Genomic DNA, 21,775 nt, shown 5'->3' on the forward strand with positions numbered 1-21,775 from the left:
AGATAGTATGGTCCTCATACTATCTCTTTCTTTTAAAGAGGACGGAGGAAAGAAAATGATTGCATACCTTACCCGGAGGCTATTTCATACAGTTCTAGTCGTTTTAGCTATTTCCGTTATTATATTTTTCTCAATACGATTGACCGGGGATCCTGTGTCCGTCATGTTTTCAGCAGGTGAACCATCTAAAGAAGCGATAGCCGAAGTCAGAACTGCACTCGGATTGGATAAACCATTGTACGTGCAATATGGTATCTTTCTAAAAGGTATAGTCACATTGGACTTTGGTGAATCATTCCGAAGCGGCACACCGGTTATAGGATTAATCTTTGAAAGGCTTGGGGCTACACTAGTGTTAGCACTTGGTGGAATAATTGTTGCGGTTTTGATTGCGTTTCCAGTTGGAATAATATCGGCTGTTAAACGTGGAACCCCTGTTGATTTCTTTGGAAGAATATTTTCATTAATAGGTATATCTTTCCCTAACTTTTGGCTTGGGATAATGTTGATTTTGATATTTGCTGTAAATTTAAAATGGTTGCCGTCTTCAGGATTCGATGGTCTTTCATCACTTATCCTGCCGTCAATTACACTCGGAATGATTTTATCGGGTATTTTGGCTAGATTAATCCGATCATCAATGTTGGAAGTGATGAATCAGCAATATATGTCTACTGCGAGGTCGAAAGGAATTAGTGAATGGTCCGTCATTATCAAACACGGATTCCGGAATGCTTTATTGCCGACAATTACATTTTTAGGGTTACAGTTCGGTTCATTACTTGGTGGAACAGTTATTGTTGAACAAGTATTTTCGTGGCCAGGCATCGGACGTTTAATCATTGATGCCATCAATCAACGAGATTATCCGGTCATTCAAGGTGGAGTGATTTTCCTTGCGATTATCATGGTTGTTGTTAATTTAATTGTAGATTTAAGTTATACATTGATAGACCCTCGGATTAAAGCTGGAAGAGGTGGTAAATCATGACGAAGTTGCAAATCGAAGAAGTTGAAACGCGTCCAGAGAAAACAATATTGCAACGTTTTTTCCGTTTTGTTAAGAAAAACCCTGCTGGCTTTGTTGGAATGATTCTAGTGTTTCTAGCGGTCGGTTCGGCACTATTCGCTCCGTGGATTGTATCGTTCGATCCGTCTAAAGCAAGTCTGACCTCTCGATTAGATCCTCCATTTTGGGCCGATCCATCAGGAGAATCAACGTTTTTCCTTGGAGCTGATCAGCTTGGCCGGGATTTATTTAGCCGCATCATTTATGGTGCACGAATTTCATTGATGGTTGGATTTTTTGGGGTCTTAATATCCCTTGTTATCGGTACAATAATGGGGCTGATTTCAGGATTCTTTGGTAAATGGTTGGATGATTTAATTATGCGTGTTGCAGATATTCAACTCGCATTCCCATTCATTTTGTTTGCTATCGTAATTATGAGTGTTCTTGGGACGGGCGTTTGGAAGATTATTATTATTTTAGGAATAACATATTGGGTAGGTTTTGCTCGACTAATTAGGGGTCAAGTTATTTCGTTGAAAGAGCAGGAATTCGTTCATGCAGCAAAGGCAATTGGAGGAACAAACTTTACAATAATACGGAAACATATTTTACCGAACGTTATGTCCTCTATCTTAGTACTGGGAACAATGTATATTGCAGAGTTCATTTTACTCGAGGCATCGCTTACGTTTCTTGGTCTAGGTGTAGATCCAACGATTCCGTCATGGGGCGGTATGCTTGCAGATAGCAGAAACTACATAACATCGGCATGGTGGACATCCGTATTTCCAGGTATAGCAATTATGCTAACAGTGCTTGGCTTTAATTTACTTGGAGATTGGCTTCGTGATAAGTATGATCCGAATATGAAAATGTAGGGGATGAGCAAATGAGTCAGATTTCCGCACTATGGTCACTAGAGGGCATGCTTGTTGATAAAAATAGAGACGGCGTCGTGGATGGTATATCTTTGTTCATTGATTTACCCGAAGGCTTAATGCCAGAAGGACTTATCGATTTTTGCGCAAGAGCGGGGTTTGAAACAACAGCGCTGTCATTTACGTTTTTTGAAGAAGTTGGACAGAAAGTGACGATGTCATTTGAGTATTCAGAAGAAACGACAACAGCTACATTTTTGGATGGAAAACTGCTCTTAACCTATAAAAATGAACAGGAACTGTCGTCATTGTTACGAGAGTTAGCATTTGGTGAGTTTGATTTAACGGATAAAAAGAACGAACATTTTTATACTGATGTTGAAAGCATAAGTGACATCTGGAGTTTCTCAGGTTTTGGTCAACATACAGAAGCATCACCAACTAGGACACTTAGCTTACAAATCACAGTAGAAGAGCAGATGATGACAACATTATTGTTGAAAGAATTGTGTCATTTTGCGGCAAGAACTGCTTTACATAGCACTGAAATCCAACACGCTTTAACTGGACAGGATGGGGCACATATCCAGTTTACAGTTGCATCCGGAGAGCAATCAGTATTGACGTTGGAAGAAAAGAATCGAATTCGATTGGCGGGTACGAAAACAGATGTACCGAATGCCCTTCGCACATTGGCAGAAAGCAACCATTGGAGTGAGGGCGGTGCATTTGGTCACTGGGAGCAACACGTTATTGATGACAAGCCACAGTCCCCATTATTAATAGAAGAAAGTTGGTCGGATGAAGGGGAAATTGAACGTGTGATACGTGCAATGCAATCTTTAACAAACTTAGAGCATGCGGATGTTGAAGTGTATCTATCTGAGCCGCGTGAAATCCGTGAACAGCTGGCTGCACAATTGAAGTCGGATTATCCTGCAATGAACTCAATCCGAGTTAGATCGTCATTTAAAACGGGGTTTCATTGGATACAGGAAGAACTGATTTCGGAACTAACTGAGGACATCCGAGAACTGGTCATTGAAGTACAAAAAGAAGAGCGTGCACAAGCTTTGGAGTTACCAATACGTTGGATTCAAGAAATCTATCCGATTGATAGATACATCGAAGAAATAACGGCTATCCGTGCTGATGATGTTACATTTACCTTAAATAGCGAATTAGAAGGTACTTACGCCGTGTACGGTATGTTACAGAATAACGTAAAAAAACTACTTGGCAAGCTGCAAGTACCTGTATCGAAAATGAACTATGTTGATGGTGAACATGTTGTTTATCCATCAACAAGTGCGGTCCGTATCATTCGTCATGGTGAGGTAATTGAAGAACAAATCATCGAAACAGATCGGGCACAGTTTTACCGCTATTATACGGAAGAAATTTTACCGAAACTTCGAAAATCTGTTGAACTCTACAATGAAGGACAAGGGCATGTACGTCCGTTATTTGATCGGATTGAACTTGACGTCTGGATGAGTGAAGAAGAACAGAAACTTCCAGTTGATGAAGAACGCATTTCATCACTTGAAGCATTACATGAGGATTTGTATTTTAATACGCTCGACTATTTTGCACAAATGGGTATTGAAGTAGAAGGTAAACCGTTTAATGCACCCGGTGGCGTCCATCCCTATATGCATGTACGCATAGGGGAGAAACCGGAAGCGAGGATTCGTATCTATCAATGGGATGATAAACATACCGTAGATGTAACCACTTCCAGTGTCACATTTACTGCTGATGGTGCCTTTGACCAAGCGTCAATGAATGTGGATAACAAAGTGATTTGCAAGCGAATTGAACGATTTAATTTCCCGACTAAACATATTCATGAAGAGGTAAATATGTGGTTAAAAGAACAAAAAAGTTACATGGTAGTTTATCCGGCTCATTCTTATAATGGACATGCCATTCCAGTCATCGAGTGTTATGAGCCGACAGGTGAAGTATTTGAATCCACATTGAAAATGACATTAATGAAAAAGACAATATTTATAGAAGCAGGCCATCATGCGAATGAAATTTCGAGTATACCTGCCATCTTGGAATTAGTAGACAATTTGGATCTTCAATTTAAAGATCTTTATAAGGAAATGAATGTTGTTGTAATACCATTGGCTAACCCGGATGGTTATGAACTGGTTAAAGAGTTAATGTATGAACACCCCGAATGGAAGCACCACGCAGCAAGGTATAATGCAGTCGGTTTGGAGTTTGCGCATATTCGTTTTCAAAAAACAATGTTTGGTGAAGCGAATGTTTACCCCGAAATTATGCGGAAATGGGCACCGGACATTATCGTTGATGATCACGGAATACCAGCACATGAATGGGTTCAACCTTTTGCAGGTTACAATAGTCCACCTAGATTTCCAGTATCCTATTTTCTCCCGAGCGCTAAGATTTACGGCATTGGCCGCACTTCTCCGGAGGTAAACCATTTACTGCACCAAAGGAATTTGGATAAAATCGTTAGCAATGTAAGTGGATTTATAAAAGATACCAAAATCGCAATGGAGAATGACTATTGGCAACAGCGTTTTATTAAATATGGAAATCAGTGGCTTCCTGAGATTTTCCCAATTGAAGAAGCGGAAGGAATCCATTTCTATACAGAAACAACTGTGACACCAACGTATAAATCTGTTGGGATTATGCGTTATCCTGAATGGGTTGCGGCAGATATTATTTCAGAAGCAGCCGATGAAATCGTCAATGGAGAAGCGCTTTTGGACTGTATCAATGCGCATAAAGTTTTTGATTTGGCGATTATCGATACCTTATTCCAAGCGCAGGTGCAGATAGAAAGGGCAGGTCTCAGAATGAGTCGTCAACGTCCTATCCAATTATAAGAAAGCAGGTCATCATAATGAAAACACTCTTACTCACAGGATTTGAGCCCTTTTTAAAATTCACTGTTAATCCGACGATGAAAATCGTAGAAGAACTGCATGGCAAAGTGATCGGCAATTACAAAATTCACAGTGAAGTATTGACGGTAGACTTTCAATCATCCGGCGAGCAACTACTTACTCATATTGAAGCGCTAAAACCAGATGCAGTGATTTCACTGGGGCTTGCGGGAGGCCGTTTTAAAATGACGCCTGAACGGATTGCGATTAATGTGAAAGACGGCGAGCCTGATAATAATGGTAATACGCCTGTTGATGAACAGATTCAAGTGCAAGGTGAAGCGGGATATATGTCAACACTACCAGTTCGCGCAATGGTGAATCGATTACTAGAAGAAGGGCTGCCGGCTGAAGTTTCAAATACTGCAGGCACATATCTATGCAACAACGTCATGTATGAAGGACTGCATTATGCAGCAACACAACGCCCAACGTTGAAATCGGGTTTTCTTCATATACCTGCTTCACATGAATTGGCGATTGAACATGGCAAAATTCCAAGCTGGTCACATGAAGATTTGAAAAAAGGCGTCGCCGTATGCATCGAAGTGCTATCTGCTGATGAATCCTAACAAGCAAATTATTCCCCGTGCAATGGTGGTGAACGAACAAACAATACGTTTCGACTTTGGCCCGGAGACGAGCCGAGAAATCTATCACACAATCCAGCAATTTTGTCAGGTTGTTGAAAGTGACAGGAATCATTTACTTGAAGAGGTCGTACCGAGTAATAAAACGGTAACTGTTTTTTATCGCAAAGAACTTGTGAACCCTAGTGTAATCATTGAACAATTACTGGAAAAGTGGGTGAACAGAACTGACAGTATATTGAGTGTAAACACGCGTACCATTGAAATACCAGTCTGTTATGACACCATGTTTAGTGAAGATATACCGCGGATTTGCGACCATACAGGGCTGACACGTGAAGAGGTAATCGCCATACATACAGGCACAAGTTATAAGGTGTATATGATTGGTTTTTTACCAGGATTTCCGTACCTCGGGGAATTGCCGGAGGTACTCCATGTCCCGCGTTTGAAAAAGCCACGATTAAGCGTACCTAAAGGGACCGTAGGAATTGGAGGCACGCAGACAGGTATTTACCCAATAGAGTCTCCTGGAGGTTGGAATATAATTGGGCGGACACCACTCGATCTATATTGTTTGAAACGCATTGAACCGTTTTTAATACGTGCCGGTGATCAATTGAAATTTCGTTCTATATCTCTTGAAACCTTTAATGAGATGAAAGAAGAGTTAGCGCGTGAACCTGAAATGATAATGCAGTTTGTAAAGGAGGGATTATAATGCGAATTGATCTAAATGCAGATGTCGGTGAAAGTTTTGGTCAATTTAAGGTTGGGGAAGATGAAGCCCTTTTCAGCTCGATAACATCTGCCAATGTTGCGTGCGGATTTCATGCCGGTGACTTTAATGTTATGCAGAAAACGGTAGAACAAGCGGCTAGACAAAAGGTTTCAATTGGCGCACATCCCGGATATCCTGATTTACAGGGATTTGGAAGAAGAGAGCTGATGATGTCCCCCCGTGAAATTTACAATGCAGTCGTCTATCAAATCGGTGCACTCAAACAATTTTGCGACATACAAGGTGTTACGTTGAACCATGTGAAGCCGCATGGTGCCCTTTATAATACTGCTACGATTAACCGGACTGTTGCTGATGCAATTGCAGAAGCCGTTTATGATGCTGTACCGAATGCGTATTTATATGGGCTTTGTAATAGTGAGTTATTGCAGGCTGGGAATAAAATCGGCCTAAAAACGGCGGGTGAAGCATTTGCAGATCGCAGGTATACGGCAGAAGGTACATTGTGCTCCAGGTTATTGCCGGAAGCTGTCCTCCATACATATGAAGAAATTGAAAAACAAGTGATGGATATTGTGTTAAACAAGCAGGTGCAAACAATAACTGGAGAAATGATTTCATTACAAGCAGATACAATTTGTTTCCATGGCGATGGACAGGGTGTGGCGTCCCATGCCCGTCAAATTCGTCGAGCGTTGGCGTCTGTTAATGTTCGTGTTAGTGCACTAGGAGACGCGATATGATTCCGTTATTTCGGGTCGTCAAATCTGGCGTCTATGCTACGATACAGGACCAAGGTAGATTCGGTTTCCGGCGTTTCGGTATGCCAGTTGCAGGACCAATGGATAGAGAGGCATTCCAGTTAGGCCAAGATATTATTGGGAATGATGAAGGCACAAATGCGCTAGAACTTTTCTTAGGCGGCTTAATGATAGAGGTATTAACCGATCATAAAATTGTCATTGCAGGAGCAGATTTAGGTGCAATGATTGACGGAGAAACGCCAGCACCACTTTGGAAAACGTTTCAGATTTGGAAAGGGCAAACGATTTCATTTACTAAACCGATTAGCGGTGCGATTGCGTACATCATTCCGGATGGTGGGTATGCTGTTAAGGAGATTTTGGGTAGCAGTTCCAGTTATCCGAGGGGGTTAATTGGTAAGACCGTCAAAAAAGAGACTCTCCTTTATGCGAATTCATTAAAACAAAAGCGCTTGAACCGTGGTTTACTTGTTGATAAAATCCCGAATTATACTGAAGACATTACGATTGAATTGTTCAAAAGTCCGCATATGGACCTATTTGAAAAATCGAGTGTGAATACATTTCTAAACTCCAGCTATACGTATCGCGGGGGAGATCGAATGGGGTATTATTTCAACGGGCCCCCACTTGAGTTTATTGAGAGTGGAGACATTGTCAGCGAAGCGACTCAGTTTGGGACTGTGCAGGTCCCGACGAATGGTCAGCCAATTATTCTAATGGCAGATGCTCAAACGACGGGAGGATATGCGACAATCGGTACGGTTGCGAAAGCTGATTTGCCGAAAGTGGCCCAATTGAAAAACGGTGGTACCATTCGGTTTGTGTATCGAATGTAGACAACTTTGAAAGCCTTTAGATTAGTTGTAGGAGGTCTTAAGGAATGGAAGGCCAACCTCAAACGTGGTATAATAAAAGAACTATTATCTAGCGAAATGAGGTGTTGTATATATGGAAGAACTTTTGAAACAATTGATGGTCGAACTCAAGGAATTCAGAAGTGATGTGGATGAAAAATTTACTGGTGTCGATAAACAATTGGACAGTATTAATAAACGATTCGACAGTGTGGAAAAAGGGCAAGAAGAAATTAAAGCCACAATTCGACACAGTATTACGTTAACAACAGAGAACTTTACTGAAATCCGCAAAGATATACGCGATAAAAATCACAGCACCCAGGCTGACGTTGATCTTTTATTTAGAGAAGTTGAAGGTCTAAAAAGACAAACCAACAAAATTGAACAAAGATTATCCAACTAAGTAACCCATACAAAAAATCCTGTAAGAAGTGAAATAACTTCTTACAGGATTTTTTCAATTCATGTCTTGTTCTAAGCTTTTTGACCGAAATTGACGAATCAACACAAGTAACATGATTTCGACAATAAAGGACACAATCGCTAGTACGAGTATGATTGGCAACAAAGCCACTTCGGGTAAGATAAATATAAAAAGTGGAATAATTTGCGAGCTGACTGTCAGAATGATATAGAAACGCAACAAATGGTCCGTTTTCTTCTCAAGTGGTTGGAATGAGACTTCTTGTGTGATTTCTAGTAGCCCGCGCATAAGGTGATAGACGAATCCCAAGTGGATAAGCGTGATGACTGTAAACATGCCCATTAGCAGAAAAGTAGTTGTCGTCAATTGCGGCTGTCCCACAAAAGTTTCTTCGAATTGGTAGATTAACGGAACAGACACTACTGCGAGTAGTAATGCATAAAGTTTAGCTTTCGAAAAGTGGATCGAATAGGAGACTAATCCTGCTAAACCTAGGTAGATGAATAGATAACCGAGAAAATCAGGAAATATATCGAAATGATTAATATGAAAATCTAGAAAAACGAGGAGTGTCCCCCAAAATATTTTATTTAGCGCAGATGCCACTCTTATCGCCCCTTTCTGTTTCTATATATTGAGCATAGATATTACAGGTGAAAACAAAGCGAAGACATCCCCAAGCCCCGAAGCGAACTTTAAGGGAATCTTTATCTCAGCTCATGTAGTCGTATTCATAATAAAATCAGACTATTACTATCCTATAATACATTTTCAACATACTAAAGGATTTGTACTTACTACCAATTATCTTGCATTAAGGTGTTTTACTATTTATAATTATCTAATAATTAATGAGGGACATTAAAGGGGGCTTGGCGATGTTTATTGCAGAGAAACTGAAGATTATTTCCGAGGCATATCCAGAAAGAGTTATTACATCGTTTAATGGAAAAGAACTTTCATACGGGGAATTCTATCGTAAAGCTGAGAATCTAGCAGGGCATTTTCAAGATTTAGGTTATGTGAAAGATGACATTTTAGCATTCTGTCTGATGAATTCGGATTCCTTTTTAATAGGCTACTATGCATGCCAAATAGGCGGATTTACAGCGCTACCCATCAATACAAAGTTAACTGCACCGGAAATGAACTACATTTTAGCACATTCAGAAGCGAAAGGACTCATTTATGATGAGCGGCTGGCATCTGTGTTTGATTTACTCGAAGGGAAATTACCCGCGTTACAACATAAAATGGTGATCAATCATGAATTCGAAGCGATTATCGACGGCGAACACCGTCATGTCGAACGACGGGAAGGATTAGATGCTGATACAGCGGTTGTCTTTTACACATCTGGAACAACCGGTCGGCCAAAAGGCGTTATGCTAACCAACAGAAATGTTGCTGCAATCGCTGAAATATGGAGTGAATCGATGGAAATGGATCAGGATGATCGCATGCATATTGTGGCTCCGCTTTTCCATTGTGCGGCAAGTCATGTATTTAGCATACCCGTCATTTACCAAGGTGGAATGGTCATCATTGAGGAAGCGTTTTCTCCAGAAGCAACAATTCGTACGATGGAGCAACAACGCGCGACGATATTCTTCGGTGTGCCGGCCATGTACAGTATTCTTCTGAATACGCCGTCGCTGGAAAAGGCGGATCTATCCAATTTACGACTGTTCTGTTATGGAGCAGCGCCGATGCCTTATGAACTTGTGAAAAAAGTGAAAGCGTTGTTCCCGGACGTCAACGTACAAAACTTGTATGGGCAGACGGAAAATTCACCGGGTGCGACGACGTTGAAAGATCAACATGCATTGTCAAAAATCGGTTCTGTAGGCGAACCATTGCCACAAACCGAAGTACAGGTAATGGATGAGTTTGGTGAGCCGCTTCCGACGGGGCAGGTGGGTGAAATCGCTGTGAAAGGCCCTCAAGTGATGAAAGGGTATTTGAAAAATGAAGAAGAAACTGCACGAACGATAAAAGATGGTTGGATGTACAGTGGTGATCTCGGTCGTTTTGATGAAGACGGACTGCTTTATATTGTGGATCGTAAAAAGGATATGATCATCCGCGGGGGAGAAAACGTATATCCGGTAGAAGTGGAAGAAGTGTTATATGCCATTCCAGAGGTACTCGAGGCAGCAGTCGTTGGTATTCCTCATGAAATTTACGGAGAGGTTGCGAAAGCGTACATCGTATTAAAAGAAGGGAATAAGCTTACTGAACAAGCAGTTATCGATTTTTGTAAAAGCCAGCTGGCCTCCTTTAAAATACCATCTGCTATCGAATTTCTCGACACACTCCCGCGGAATGCCAGCGGAAAAGTGTTGAAAACAATACTTAGAGACCCAGTCAACATATAATATGAAACACATGCGTTAATTAACCACTTTCTTGCATAAAGAGCAGGTAAGCAAGGCTTGAAAAACGCCATTTTCACTGGTTCATTTTCGGTCCGCTTTCAGCGAACTATTCATGACACCTTTACCGAGGGGCCACACCCTTTTCAGTAATCCTGTTACGAATAGTTGCTTGTCGCGTTCCTACAACGTTCAAGTGAAAAATACAGCTGTTTTTTAAAAAGAATAGATGACTTTTTATAAAGGCTTTAAGTGCCCGAAGATACAATTTCGGGCACTCTAGCACGTTGTTTAATGTGATTCTTACTAACTTTTAGCAAATAGTATGCTTCTTATCATGCGATGATCTATAAAAAAGTGACTCTTCCTTACCTAAAATTGACAAGACTATGGAGAAGGCTTCAGCTGCCAAAATTGTATCTTTGGTGGCTATTATCCAGATAAGAAGCCCCGCTATTCTTTCGTCCCGAAAAGTTTTAGCACTTTGCTTATGCATGCATTTGGAGCGCGACGGATGAATAAGCACCATACGATTACCGAAAAAATGTGTAGGAATGCGACGAAGTCGCATTCCTACACATCAAGACATCTCGGTAAACGTATAGAGGTCGTTCAATCCAAAGCAATCTAAAAGTAATTGTACAAGAAGTGCCTAATGTTTCATTCGGTTATTTACTGGTTGTTTTTGGTTACTCAACATATGTGAATATGAAAAGCAGTTTGGACCCTAGTCGGCATCCAAACTGCTTTCTTCATTTTTTACACGAACGGCGATATCAGGTTTATCTGTGAACACACCATCTGCTCCAAGTTTTATAAGTTTACGGATTGTTTTTTCGTCGTTGACGGTGAAAGGATGGACGTCCAATCCTTCTTTATGCATCGCGTCTATAAATTTCTTTGTCACTGAATCCACGTTCAAACCTACACCTGATGCATACTTTAGTAGCTGCCGTACTTTCTTTTTTGAAAGATGTGCTTCCTTGTCGAATGAATATAATTTGATAAGCGGAATAGATGGTTCCATGTCGAATATGTTCTTCAAACTATTTTCACTGAATGATTGAATGATTACTTTTGGTATACGATCATCACTGGAAAGAAGATTATTTGCCCGAAGCTGCCGAAGGAGTTCTTTTTCGATACCTGGATACTTATTGGGCGATTTCATTTCAATATAGTAATTGACCGAGTCACCGAAATGGAGAAAGATATCCTCTAATTCAACAATGCGCAATTGCTTATAAATAGGTGAAGCATACCGAGGATTCGTTTCATTAAATTCCTCACCCGGCAAATAGAGTTGAAGTTCATTAAATGTCACATCAGCAACAGCTTGTTCAGTATCCTGAAACATTAAATAGGAGTCATGTAAGGCAACGAGTTTTCCGTCCTTTGTCATGTGTAAATCAAGTTCGATATAGTCTGAACCCATCTGCACAGCCAACTCATAGGCGGCTAACGTGTGAGGAGGTGCATATGCGGATGCCCCGCGATGGGCGATGACAAGGAATTCATCATCAGGTAAAGACGCACGTTCAACAGTGGGCTTCGTAGAACCAGATGACAATAAAAGCAATAGAAGCACCACCATTACTCTTTTCATCGCAATCACTCCTTATTTGAATGGCAAATGTAAATGTTTGTAAAGATTCAGTTAATAATGAAGGGAATAGCGCCTTTTTATCGAAAGGTATACCAGAGAGCTGAACTTATCGCCTTTTAAATTATTGAAAAATAATTGGTTTTTCCGATGAAAGGGATTGAATTTATGAAAAAAGTGGAGCTTATTAATTTGTCAAAGTCATACGATAAACAAGTGGATGTTATCTCCAATATAAACGTAACCATTGAGCCTGGCGAGTTTTTTGTCCTTGTCGGTCCTTCCGGTTGTGGGAAAAGTACGATGCTCCGGATGATTGCGGGTCTTGAGAATATTACGAGTGGCACGCTTAAAATCGGTGATCAGGTTGCCAACCACTTATCACCCGATAAGCGTGACCTTTCAATGGTATTCCAAAACTATGCGCTTTATCCACATTTGACAGTTCAACAAAATATTACGTTTGGACTCGACGTGAAAAAAGTGAAGAAAGCTGTACAGCGAGAACGGGCAACTGAAGTGGCGAAGATGTTGGGGCTCACCGATTACTTAAAAAGGAAGCCACGTGAACTATCAGGTGGTCAGCGGCAGCGAGTTGCGCTTGCCCGGGCTATTGTGAGTGAATCGCCGATTTGTCTGATGGATGAACCGTTATCTAATTTGGATGCGAAGTTGCGGGCTCATATGCGTACGGAAATCAGACGGATCCAGCGGAAGCTAGGTATTACAATGATTTATGTGACGCATGACCAAGTTGAGGCAATGACGATGGGGGACCGTATTATGATCCTTCATGAAGGGAAGATCCAACAAGTCGGAAAACCGATTGATATTTACAACAATCCGGCCAATCCATTTGTCGCCACGTTCATCGGTTCACCACCAATGAATTTAGCATATTCCGATGTCGATAAAAAAGCTTCAGCAATCGTCATTGGAGATATACTGCGTTTGCCCGTACCGTCTGAGGAAGTTATTGGTATCCCTGAGTATCAACTTGTTGCGGGCATCCGACCGGAACATTTACGACCAGCCTTAAAAGATACGCCAGAAAAGGATAAGCTGTATGTTGTCGTAACGAACGTTGAAATTTTGGGCAATGAAACCGTGTTTTCATTTAAATTGGGTACCAATGAATGGATGGCCAAATGGAGTGGACAATGGCATATCGACATTGGAGATTCAATTCCAATCCTTATTGACTACGGCGCATTCTGTCTCTTTGAAGCTAGAACTGGTGATTTAATCAAAAAGCCGACGGACCTTGGAAACTTCGTATTCGGCAAAGAGGTGCTTGTATGACTTCGCTTGAAAAGCCGGGAATCTGGAAAAAGACGACGAATGGCAGAACAGCGCTTCTTTATTTACTGCCATCGATAGTCCTTTTTTCAGTGTTTGTCTTTTATCCGATGTTTAGAACAATTTACTTAAGTTTTTTCTTAACAGACCAAAATGGAAACGCCGCGATATGGGTAGGTTTTGAAAACTATACGTATTTACTAGAGTCCACAGCATTTCTCAATAGTATGAAAGCAACCGGGTTGTTTGTCTTATACACAGTTCCTATTGGCATCATCTTAGCGTTATTTTTTGCCTTGTTAGCGAATGAAAAACTGAAAGGGATAGGATTCTTTCGAACAGTATATTCGTCAACAATGGGAATTTCTGTTGCAGCGTCATCCGTGATTTGGTTATTCATGTTTAATCCAAGTATGGGGATGTTCAATCGGATGTTGAGCATGCTGAATTTGCCACAAATACAGTGGCTGCTTGATCCGGAGTGGGCACTTCTATCCGTCTCCATTTCGACGATTTGGATGAACATCGGCTTTTCGTTTCTCATTTTACTCGGAGGGTTACAAAATATTGATGAACATCTCTATGAAAGTTCCAGGATTGATGGGGCAGGATACTTTTACCGATTGCGTCGGATTACGCTTCCGATGTTGTCACCAACTTTGTTTTTCATCATTACTATTTCACTCATTAATGCGTTCCAATCGTTTGGACAGATTGATATTTTGACGCAAGGCGGTCCGTCGGCATCGACGAATCTAATTGTTTACTCCATTTACCGTGAAGCCTTTATCAATTACCAGTTTGGAACGGCGAGTGCACAGGCAGTCACATTGTTTATCATAATTCTGATTGTGACTATTCTTCAATTTAAACTAGGGGAAAGGAGGGTTCATTACCAATGACAACAAGCCTTCCTAAAAAGATTTGGATCTATTTCCTGCTAATTATTACGTCATTTCTTGTATTCTTTCCAGTTATGTATGCGTTTTTGATTTCATTTATGACAGGACCCGAACTATTGCAGGGGAAGTTTCTACCACAGTCATTTAGTTTGGATAACTATATTAAAGTGTTTGATAGGTTGCCGTTGTTGAATTACTTATTGAACAGTTTCATCGTTTCCGTAAGCGTGATGCTTGGGCAACTGGCGGTGTGTAGTCTTGCTGCTTATGCCTTCGTTTTCATCCAGTTCAAAGGGCGCGATTTCATCTTCTTCCTGTTCATATCGACAATGATGATCCCATGGGAAGCAACAATGATTCCAAATAAATTCACAATCCAAAAACTCGATTGGCTCAATACGTATCAAGGGCTGACGTTACCCTTTTTTGCACTGGCATTTGGGACATTCCTGCTACGGCAACATTTCAAAACAATTCCGAAAGAGTTGCACGAAGCCTCTCAAATTGCTGGTTTAAGTAAATTCGCCTTTTTCCGACGTGTGATTTTGCCTGTCTCAAAAACGAGTCTTGTCACGCTTGGTGCATATGGCTTTTTAACGACTTGGAATATGTATTTATGGCCGTTACTTATCACGACAAATACATCTGTGCGAACCGTTCAAATCGGTTTAAAGCAATTACAATCCCAAGAAACGGGAACTGAATGGGGGGTGGTTATGGCAGGTGTTATCGTAGTAATTATTCCGACATTATTATTGTTATTTATCGGGCAGAAGCAATTGCAGAAAGGTTTATCTCAAGGTGCTTTAAAATAATGATTACTATTATGACAAAGGGGTGCTCAGTAGGATGAAAATGTTGAAATTATCGTTCGTTTGGCTTCTTATTTTGAGTTTGGCCGTTCTCGCAGCGTGTACGAACAGTGATAGTAGTACAAAAGATGATGAGACCGAAACGTCCAAACCTGCTACTAGCGAAGGAACAGAAACGGAAGAAAGCGATGAAAAAGTGTCCATTGAATTTTGGCATGCAATGTCCGGTACAGGACAGGAGTCACTCGATTCAATCGTCAAAGGTTTTAATGACTCACAAGATAAGTATGAAGTGGTAGCCGAATTCCAAGGTACCTATGAAGAATCGCTGACAAAGTTACGTGGTGTCGGTGGGACAAAAGATGCTCCAGCTATTACGCAAGTATTCGAAGTCGGTACAAAATACATGATCGACAGCGGATATATTGAGCCAATGCAGAAGTTCATCGACAAAGATAATTATGATTTATCTCAGCTTGAAGAGAATATTTTAAATTACTATAAAGTTGACGGTGAGCTCTATTCGATGCCATTCAACTCATCGACGCCGGTAATGGTCTATAACAAAGATGCGTTCAAGGAAGCTGGACTTGACCCTGAAAAAGCACCCGAAACGTTTTCAGAAGTAATTGATGCGGCAGCAAAACTGAAAAAGGGTGAGATGTATGGATTCTCCATGTTGACGTATGGTTGGTTCTTCGAACAGCTTGTTGCAACGCAAGGCGGATTATATGTCGATGAAGACAATGGCCGTTCAGGTGACGCAACGGAAGCGCTCTTTAACGGGCCAGAAGGACTTAATGTCTTTAGCTTCTTGGATACTATGAACAAAGCTGATACATTCGGTAACTTCGGAACGAACTGGGATGATATTCGCGCAGCATTCGCATCCGGAAAAGTTGCTATGTACATGGATTCATCAGCAGGAGTAGCAGGAGCCATTACCAATGCGCCATTTGACGTAGGTGTTGCCTATATTCCGCATGCGGATGAAGTGAAGCGAAACGGTGTTGTTATTGGTGGTGCTTCACTTTGGATGTCCAAAGGAATCGCTGAAGAAGAACAAGAAGCAGCCTGGGAGTTCATGAAATATATGACGACTCCAGAAGTGCAGGCAAAATGGCATTTGGATACTGGCTATTTCGCTATCAATCCGAAAGCGTATGACGAAGAGAACGTAAAAGAGAAGTGGGCGGAATTCCCGCAGTACAAAGTAACGGTAGATCAGTTGCAAGACACAGTGCCGGGCCTCGCGACACAAGGAGCGCTCATTTCAGTCTTCCCGGAATCACGCCAGCAGATTGTCACTGCATTGGAAGATCTTTATCAAGGAAAAGACCCACAAGAAGTACTTGATAAAGCAGCTGAAGGAACAAACCGAGCAATGGAGATTGCCAATAAAACGAAGAAATAGAACTATAGATAATAAGCCCCTATTTGAACAAAATAAAATAGGGGCTTATTTCGTATTATTCGAAAAAGTGAGTGTAATCAGTGCGGGATATTTCGGATTCCGTGATATGCTAGAAAGTGAGTTGGCTAGCTTACTAGAACAACTTTGTCATTCCGTGTAGTCGCACGGAAATGAATACAAAATAAGGGAGATGGACGAATGTCTTTATTAAAAAAGACGGGGTTGTGGATTGTTATTTTGGCACTCACATTCAGTGGGTTATTATTTACACCTCAAGCGAATGCAGCTACGAAAACGCAAGATGTAACCCGGGGTGAATATATCACAGCAATCGTTAAAGCACTTGAATTTGAATTAAGTGACGGCGAGACGCTCGAATTTACAGATGTAGATGCACAATTGGCGCCTTACGTGGAAGCCGCACAGAAAATGGGCATCATCAAAGGAGCTACTTCAACAACTTTCAAGCCGAGTCAAAAGCTGACACGTGAGCACGCATTTCTGATTGCGTCGCGGGCCATCAAGTCAGAAGAAGTTTTTTCTACTGATTTGCTTGATAAATTCAAAGACAAAAGTTCATTTAAGACAAACGAATTTGTGGAGCTTTCAAGAAGTGTCGGACTCGGGTTGTTACAAGGGTTTGAAGACGGCACGGCAAAACCTCAGAAGCTCGTAACAAAAGTACAAGTTACTAAAATTATTGATCGATTGTTACGTGCATATAATGTGGAACCGCCAACGAATTCAGTTTCACTGCGCATTTTAGGAACATCTGATTTGCATACGAACTTTGTTAACTATGATTATTATCAGGACAAAGTATCGAATGAAGTAGGACTTGCGAAAACAGCGGTCTTAATTGAAGAAGCGCGTGCAGAAAAGCCAAACAATCTCCTGTTTGATAACGGAGATTTAATCCAAGGAACGCCACTTGGTGGTTATAAAGTAACCGTAGACAAGCTTGAAAAAGGTGAACTTCATCCGGCACTGGCTGCCCTCGAGTCACTTAATTATGATGCAAGTACATTAGGCAATCATGAGTTCAACTATGGTTTGGATTATTTGGATTCGGTATTGGAGGAAGCGCCATTCCCGGTATTGAATGCCAATGTCTATGATGCAAAAACGAAGAACAATCGCTACACACCTTATGCTATTTTCGATAAAGAAGTTGTCGATGGTATAGGCGAAACGCATACGTTGAAAGTTGGCGTTATCGGTGTTGTTGCACCGGGAATCGTTCGTTGGGACCGTGCACTACTTGACGGTAAAGTGACTGTAGAAGATGCAGCGAATACAGTTGAGAAATTCATCCCCGAGATGAAGGGGCAAGGCGCTGATATTATCGTGGTCTTGTCACACTCAGGAATGGGAGATGAAATCCATACTGTTGATGAAGATGATGTAACGTATCAAATTTCACAACTAGATGGTGTAGATGCAATTTTGACAGGTCATAACCATGCAGTATTCCCTGGGGATTTTGGGGATCTTAAAAATATTGATATGGAACAGGGAACAGTGAACGGAACACCTGTCGTGATGCCAGGTAAATTTGGTAGTCACTTGGGCGTCATTGATCTTGAACTGAAAAAATCAGGCGATCAATGGGCTGTTATCAAAGGTAAAGGTGCAGTGCGTGAAATTGATAAAAAATCAGATAAAGTTGTTCAAAAAGTAATCGATGCAGTAAAAGAAGCACATGAGGGAACAATCGAGTATGTGCGCAGTCCAGTAGGTAAAACTACGGCACCAATTAATAGTTACTTTGCTCTCGTGAAAGACGATCCTTCAATTCAAATTGTGACAAATGCACAAAAATGGTTCGTTGAAGATAAGATTAAGGGCACTGAATACGAGAAACTGCCTGTTCTATCATCGGGTGCCCCATTTAAAGCAGGCGGTCGTAATGGAGCAAACTATTACACTGAAATTCCAACAGGTGAAATTGCCATTAAAAACGTGGCAGACCTTTATGTATTCGACAATACAGTGTTCGCGCTTGTTATGACAGGCGCAGATGTTAAAGAATGGCTTGAAATGTCGGCAGGCCAATTTAACCAAATCGACCCGTCATCTAAAGAACAACAAAACTTAATTAACGAAGAGTTCCGTACGTATAACTTCGATGTGATCGATGGAGTCACATATGATTTTGACGTCACTCAACCTGCTAAATATGATTACGATGGAAAAACGATTAATGACTCAGCTAATCGAGTTGTCAATTTGCAGTATGATGGAAAACCGATTGATTCAAAACAAAAATTCCTCGTAGTGACGAATAACTATCGTGCAAGCGGAGATTTCCCAGGTGTACGCAATGCTACAGATTCAATCGATTACGCTTATGAAAATCGCCAGGCAATCATGGACTACATGATTGATGTAGGTACAATTGACCCGTCTGCAGACAGCAACTGGGCATTCGCACCATTGAATGAAAGTATCAATGTTACATTTGAAACGTCTGGAAAAGCGAAAGAAATCATCCCACAAGGAAGCGGTATTGAATATCTGTCTCCAACTGAAGAAGGTTTCGCGAAGTATTCATTGAAACAGAAATAATGTACTGAATGAAAACGTACAAAGGGGGGAAATTCCTTTGTACGTTTTTTATTGCCTAGGAAATTATCAAATTTCGTACTGGTGATAAGTTGTAACGAAGAGATTTACATCTAGACCCCTAACCCGCAATCCCTGTATCCACGCGAAGTCATGAATTTAAATCGTCTTCCTTTACCATAAGGCCCTTAGAAATTTTCGGGTCTAGAAAGGCGCTTGCGCTTTTGTTAATTAGCGAATGGTTGGCTGAGACGGATACTGGAAAAACAATGAAATTGCGAATGAAGACAACGTATTTCGCAAAGTAAACTACGTTTAGGAACTAGTATATATGTATAATTCACTGGAACAAGTAGTGGTGTTAAATTAATCTGAAAAGATAGTAGGTATATTATTCTAATTATTCCGAATTAGTATATAAGTAATGCTATTATCCGTCAATAGTTATATAATTTGAATAGGCTAAAAGATCGTGGGGGGAAATGATGAAATTTACTGTAGCGAAAAAATTATGGATGGGTTTTGCAACGATATTGACATTACTTGTCATTGTGGGGGGCCTGAGTTTATGGTCAACAATTCGGATTGGCTCAGATTATACTTTTTTATTGGATGATCGTGTAAAAAAAGTAGAGTTGGTAGATGAATTCATCTTGAAACACAATCAAATCCAAGATGATGTGCGTGGCTTTATGCTTTTCCAAGACGATAAGCATTTGGAATCGCGGACAGAAAATGTTAACCGTTTCAACGAATTGTATCAAGAATTAACCGTCTTACTTCAGACAGGAAAACATAAAGCCTTACTGGAAGATCTTGAGGTAGCACGTACGAAATATTTAAACCTGCAAGATGAGATTGTACTGAATGTCCAAGAAGGAAAAGATCGTAAAGCGACGGAACTTGGACGAGCTTCGGCAAATGTGGGCGCTCTTGTTCTGGAAAATGCAGAAATCATCAAAGCGGATCAATTTGAGGAGCAAAAGAAAACTCGTGCTGAGCTGGAAAGTTTCATGATGGCTACAATTATCTTTGTAATTGGAATTATTATTTTTGCAACGCTTCTAGGTATTGTCATTTCAACATTCATCAGCCGGGGTATCGCGCGTCCTGTTCGTGTGGTAACGGATGGGTTGAATGAAATTGCATCAGGAAACTTAACAATTGATTTACTAAAAGTTAAAAACAAAGATGAAATTGGGGATATGGCGGCTGCATTCAACAAAATGGGGACAGATGTAGCAAATATGGTACGTAAAATCAATCTTTCTGCGACACAGTTAGCGGTTCAGTCAGAAGAATTGTCCGCAAGCTCAGAAGAAAGTTTAGCATCTTCTGAAATGGTTGCTAAAACTGCTGAGAATCAGTTAATGGGCAGTGAAAAGCAACAGAGAATTATTGAACAATCCAGTTCGTCGATGGAAGAACTATCATTAGGGGTTGCAGAAATTGCAAGCAATAATGAAGAAATGTTGCAATCAACGGAAACTGTATCAAAACTTGTTACTACGGGTTCAAGTGTAGTCGGGGAAGTATCAGTTCAAATGACAACAATTCATACGACAATCCAGGAATCTTCCGTAATCATGGAGGAAATGGCGCAGCATTCAAATGAAATACAGAAAATTACGACTCTCATCACCTCTATTGCGGAGCAGACGAACTTGCTTGCACTTAATGCGGCAATCGAAGCCGCGCGTGCAGGAGAATACGGCAAAGGCTTTGCAGTTGTAGCAGAGGAAGTCCGAAAACTGGCAGAACAATCGAAGACCTCTGCTACAGAAATCGGCACAATGGTAAGCATGATTCAAAACGCGTCCAAACGGGCAGTGACTTCCATTAACGCTGGCAGTGAGCGTGTAGATATCGGTATCGCTGCAACGGAGCAGTCGCGTCTGGTCTTTGAAGAAATTCAAAACGCAGTCGGCGATGTTGCAACAAAAGTCGAGACAGTATCTGCTGCAATTGAAGAAATCCAGGCGATGGCAGAAGAAGTGAGCTATGGTGCTGGTGAAATCGCCCAGCTGAGTGGCGAGGCAGCTGCGTCTGCGGGGGATACAAGCGCAGCAACAGAAGAACAGTTGGCGGTCAATGAAGAGATTTCATCTAGCGCGCAAGCACTGGCAAAACTTGCCGAAGATCTCCAAATGGAAATGAAGCATTTTAGAGTATAAATAGTAAAAAGAGCTAGTCAAAGCGAACACCAAGTCTCCGGACTCGTTGTTCGCTTTTCTGTATATTAGTTTTGAGTATTCTTAAACTAAGTCTTTTTAGCTTGAAAAAGGAGCATTTAGGGTATTAATAATACTATCGATAAAAAGGAGTGCTTTTAATGTCTGAAAAAAAGAAGCAAGATTCGAAAAAAGAAAATAACAATGGATTTACGGGAATGCCAGAAGAGAAGCCGTTTCCAGACTTCGAGCCAAAAACGAGTGAAGAAAAGCAAGTTGAACAATTTAAGGATACTGCAGAAAATGGCAAGAAAGATAAGTAATATAATTAATGAGACACTGCCCCAAAGTGTCTCATTTTTCTCTACCATAGTCTTTTAGTTTCTACGAAACGCTATTCAACGTTAACTTCCGGTCTATAATGAATTAGA

18 protein-coding genes are annotated in these 21,775 nt (G+C 40.9%); 16 read left to right on the forward strand and 2 right to left on the reverse strand.

All coding sequences use genetic code 11. The features are described 5' to 3' along the window. Positions 1 to 55 precede the first annotated feature (55 nt). The 8 genes from nikB to MKZ26_RS18960 all read left to right on the forward strand — a co-directional run bounded on the left by nikB (position 56) and on the right by MKZ26_RS18960 (position 8,182). Positions 56 to 991 (forward strand): nickel ABC transporter permease, encoded by a 936-nt coding sequence (nikB, locus tag MKZ26_RS18925; RefSeq protein ID WP_187045654.1) that lies wholly within the window; start codon positions 56 to 58, stop codon positions 989 to 991. Then, on the forward strand, positions 988 to 1,890 hold the full coding sequence (locus tag MKZ26_RS18930; RefSeq protein WP_187045653.1) for an ABC transporter permease: 903 nt from the start codon (positions 988 to 990) through the stop codon (positions 1,888 to 1,890). The genes nikB and MKZ26_RS18930 overlap by 4 nt, the downstream gene beginning before the upstream one ends. Positions 1,891 to 1,901: 11 nt before the next feature. Then, a complete protein-coding gene (locus MKZ26_RS18935; protein ID WP_340767175.1) occupies positions 1,902 to 4,763 on the forward strand; it encodes a M14 family metallopeptidase in 2,862 nt (953 codons plus the stop codon). Between the two features lie 17 nt (positions 4,764 to 4,780). Beyond that, positions 4,781 to 5,395, forward strand: a complete 615-nt coding sequence (locus tag MKZ26_RS18940) for a pyroglutamyl-peptidase I (protein WP_340767176.1) — start codon at positions 4,781 to 4,783, stop codon at positions 5,393 to 5,395. After that, positions 5,385 to 6,134, forward strand: coding sequence for a 5-oxoprolinase subunit PxpB (gene pxpB / locus MKZ26_RS18945; RefSeq protein ID WP_340767177.1), 750 nt, complete (start codon positions 5,385 to 5,387; stop codon positions 6,132 to 6,134). The genes MKZ26_RS18940 and pxpB overlap by 11 nt, the downstream gene beginning before the upstream one ends. Further along, entirely contained in the window at positions 6,131 to 6,898 is a 768-nt protein-coding gene (locus MKZ26_RS18950; RefSeq protein WP_340767690.1) for a LamB/YcsF family protein, read from the forward strand. Before pxpB ends, MKZ26_RS18950 begins: the two co-directional genes overlap by 4 nt. Next, complete coding sequence (locus tag MKZ26_RS18955; RefSeq protein WP_340767178.1) at positions 6,895 to 7,758, forward strand: 5-oxoprolinase subunit C family protein; 864 nt, start codon at positions 6,895 to 6,897, stop codon at positions 7,756 to 7,758. Before MKZ26_RS18950 ends, MKZ26_RS18955 begins: the two co-directional genes overlap by 4 nt. 112 nt (positions 7,759 to 7,870) lie before the next feature. Beyond that, entirely contained in the window at positions 7,871 to 8,182 is a 312-nt protein-coding gene (locus tag MKZ26_RS18960) for a hypothetical protein (RefSeq protein WP_067212212.1), read from the forward strand. A gap of 54 nt (positions 8,183 to 8,236) precedes the next feature. Here MKZ26_RS18960 and MKZ26_RS18965 read toward each other — a convergent pair whose 3' ends face one another. Beyond that, on the reverse strand, positions 8,237 to 8,809 hold the full coding sequence (locus tag MKZ26_RS18965; RefSeq protein ID WP_340767179.1) for a hypothetical protein: 573 nt from the start codon (positions 8,807 to 8,809) through the stop codon (positions 8,237 to 8,239). Positions 8,810 to 9,081: 272 nt separating this feature from the next. On the opposite strand from MKZ26_RS18965, the gene MKZ26_RS18970 reads away from it, so the two are divergent. Then, positions 9,082 to 10,581, forward strand: a complete 1,500-nt coding sequence (locus MKZ26_RS18970; RefSeq protein ID WP_340767180.1) for a class I adenylate-forming enzyme family protein — start codon at positions 9,082 to 9,084, stop codon at positions 10,579 to 10,581. A 724-nt stretch (positions 10,582 to 11,305) separates the two neighbouring features. Here the strand turns inward: MKZ26_RS18970 and MKZ26_RS18975 are convergent. Further along, positions 11,306 to 12,184, reverse strand: a complete 879-nt coding sequence (locus tag MKZ26_RS18975) for a glycerophosphodiester phosphodiesterase family protein (protein ID WP_340767181.1) — start codon at positions 12,182 to 12,184, stop codon at positions 11,306 to 11,308. Positions 12,185 to 12,349: 165 nt separating this feature from the next. Here MKZ26_RS18975 and MKZ26_RS18980 point away from each other — a divergent pair, with 165 nt between their 5' ends. From MKZ26_RS18980 to MKZ26_RS19010, 7 genes are all read left to right on the forward strand, one after another. Next, entirely contained in the window at positions 12,350 to 13,483 is a 1,134-nt protein-coding gene (locus MKZ26_RS18980; protein WP_187045645.1) for an ABC transporter ATP-binding protein, read from the forward strand. Further along, positions 13,480 to 14,382, forward strand: a complete 903-nt coding sequence (locus tag MKZ26_RS18985) for a carbohydrate ABC transporter permease (protein ID WP_067212202.1) — start codon at positions 13,480 to 13,482, stop codon at positions 14,380 to 14,382. The genes MKZ26_RS18980 and MKZ26_RS18985 overlap by 4 nt, the downstream gene beginning before the upstream one ends. Further along, positions 14,379 to 15,197, forward strand: a complete 819-nt coding sequence (locus MKZ26_RS18990; protein ID WP_340767182.1) for a carbohydrate ABC transporter permease — start codon at positions 14,379 to 14,381, stop codon at positions 15,195 to 15,197. Before MKZ26_RS18985 ends, MKZ26_RS18990 begins: the two co-directional genes overlap by 4 nt. 34 nt (positions 15,198 to 15,231) lie before the next feature. Beyond that, positions 15,232 to 16,608 carry an ABC transporter substrate-binding protein gene (locus MKZ26_RS18995; protein WP_445683439.1) on the forward strand — a complete coding sequence of 459 codons (1,377 nt, stop codon included), beginning with the start codon at positions 15,232 to 15,234 and terminating at the stop codon, positions 16,606 to 16,608. Positions 16,609 to 16,806: 198 nt separating this feature from the next. Continuing rightward, on the forward strand, positions 16,807 to 19,176 hold the full coding sequence (locus MKZ26_RS19000) for a bifunctional 2',3'-cyclic-nucleotide 2'-phosphodiesterase/3'-nucleotidase (RefSeq protein WP_340767183.1): 2,370 nt from the start codon (positions 16,807 to 16,809) through the stop codon (positions 19,174 to 19,176). A gap of 482 nt (positions 19,177 to 19,658) precedes the next feature. Next, positions 19,659 to 21,347 carry a methyl-accepting chemotaxis protein gene (locus MKZ26_RS19005; RefSeq protein ID WP_340767184.1) on the forward strand — a complete coding sequence of 563 codons (1,689 nt, stop codon included), beginning with the start codon at positions 19,659 to 19,661 and terminating at the stop codon, positions 21,345 to 21,347. A 158-nt stretch (positions 21,348 to 21,505) separates the two neighbouring features. Further along, positions 21,506 to 21,667 (forward strand): hypothetical protein, encoded by a 162-nt coding sequence (locus tag MKZ26_RS19010; protein WP_340740602.1) that lies wholly within the window; start codon positions 21,506 to 21,508, stop codon positions 21,665 to 21,667. Positions 21,668 to 21,775 lie beyond the last annotated feature (108 nt).

Origin of the sequence: Sporosarcina sp. FSL K6-6792 (genome assembly GCF_038004885.1) — a bacterium.
Classification (GTDB): Bacteria; Bacillota; Bacilli; order Bacillales_A; family Planococcaceae; genus Sporosarcina; species Sporosarcina psychrophila.

Excerpts from the sequence above, each read along its gene's own strand:
- nikB (WP_187045654.1), top strand. The coding sequence starts at position 56 with ATGATTGCATACCTTACCCGGAGGCTATTTCATACAGTTCTAGTCGTT.
- MKZ26_RS18930 (WP_187045653.1), top strand. The coding sequence starts at position 988 with ATGACGAAGTTGCAAATCGAAGAAGTTGAAACGCGTCCAGAGAAAACA.
- MKZ26_RS18935 (WP_340767175.1), top strand. The coding sequence starts at position 1,902 with ATGAGTCAGATTTCCGCACTATGGTCACTAGAGGGCATGCTTGTTGAT.
- MKZ26_RS18940 (WP_340767176.1), top strand. The coding sequence starts at position 4,781 with ATGAAAACACTCTTACTCACAGGATTTGAGCCCTTTTTAAAATTCACT.
- pxpB (WP_340767177.1), top strand. The coding sequence starts at position 5,385 with ATGAATCCTAACAAGCAAATTATTCCCCGTGCAATGGTGGTGAACGAA.
- MKZ26_RS18955 (WP_340767178.1), top strand. The coding sequence starts at position 6,895 with ATGATTCCGTTATTTCGGGTCGTCAAATCTGGCGTCTATGCTACGATA.
- MKZ26_RS18960 (WP_067212212.1), top strand. The coding sequence starts at position 7,871 with ATGGAAGAACTTTTGAAACAATTGATGGTCGAACTCAAGGAATTCAGA.
- MKZ26_RS18970 (WP_340767180.1), top strand. The coding sequence starts at position 9,082 with ATGTTTATTGCAGAGAAACTGAAGATTATTTCCGAGGCATATCCAGAA.
- MKZ26_RS18975 (WP_340767181.1), bottom strand. The coding sequence starts at position 12,184 with ATGAAAAGAGTAATGGTGGTGCTTCTATTGCTTTTATTGTCATCTGGT.
- MKZ26_RS18980 (WP_187045645.1), top strand. The coding sequence starts at position 12,350 with ATGAAAAAAGTGGAGCTTATTAATTTGTCAAAGTCATACGATAAACAA.
- MKZ26_RS18985 (WP_067212202.1), top strand. The coding sequence starts at position 13,480 with ATGACTTCGCTTGAAAAGCCGGGAATCTGGAAAAAGACGACGAATGGC.
- MKZ26_RS18990 (WP_340767182.1), top strand. The coding sequence starts at position 14,379 with ATGACAACAAGCCTTCCTAAAAAGATTTGGATCTATTTCCTGCTAATT.
- MKZ26_RS18995 (WP_445683439.1), top strand. The coding sequence starts at position 15,232 with ATGAAAATGTTGAAATTATCGTTCGTTTGGCTTCTTATTTTGAGTTTG.
- MKZ26_RS19000 (WP_340767183.1), top strand. The coding sequence starts at position 16,807 with ATGTCTTTATTAAAAAAGACGGGGTTGTGGATTGTTATTTTGGCACTC.
- MKZ26_RS19005 (WP_340767184.1), top strand. The coding sequence starts at position 19,659 with ATGAAATTTACTGTAGCGAAAAAATTATGGATGGGTTTTGCAACGATA.
- MKZ26_RS19010 (WP_340740602.1), top strand. The coding sequence starts at position 21,506 with ATGTCTGAAAAAAAGAAGCAAGATTCGAAAAAAGAAAATAACAATGGA.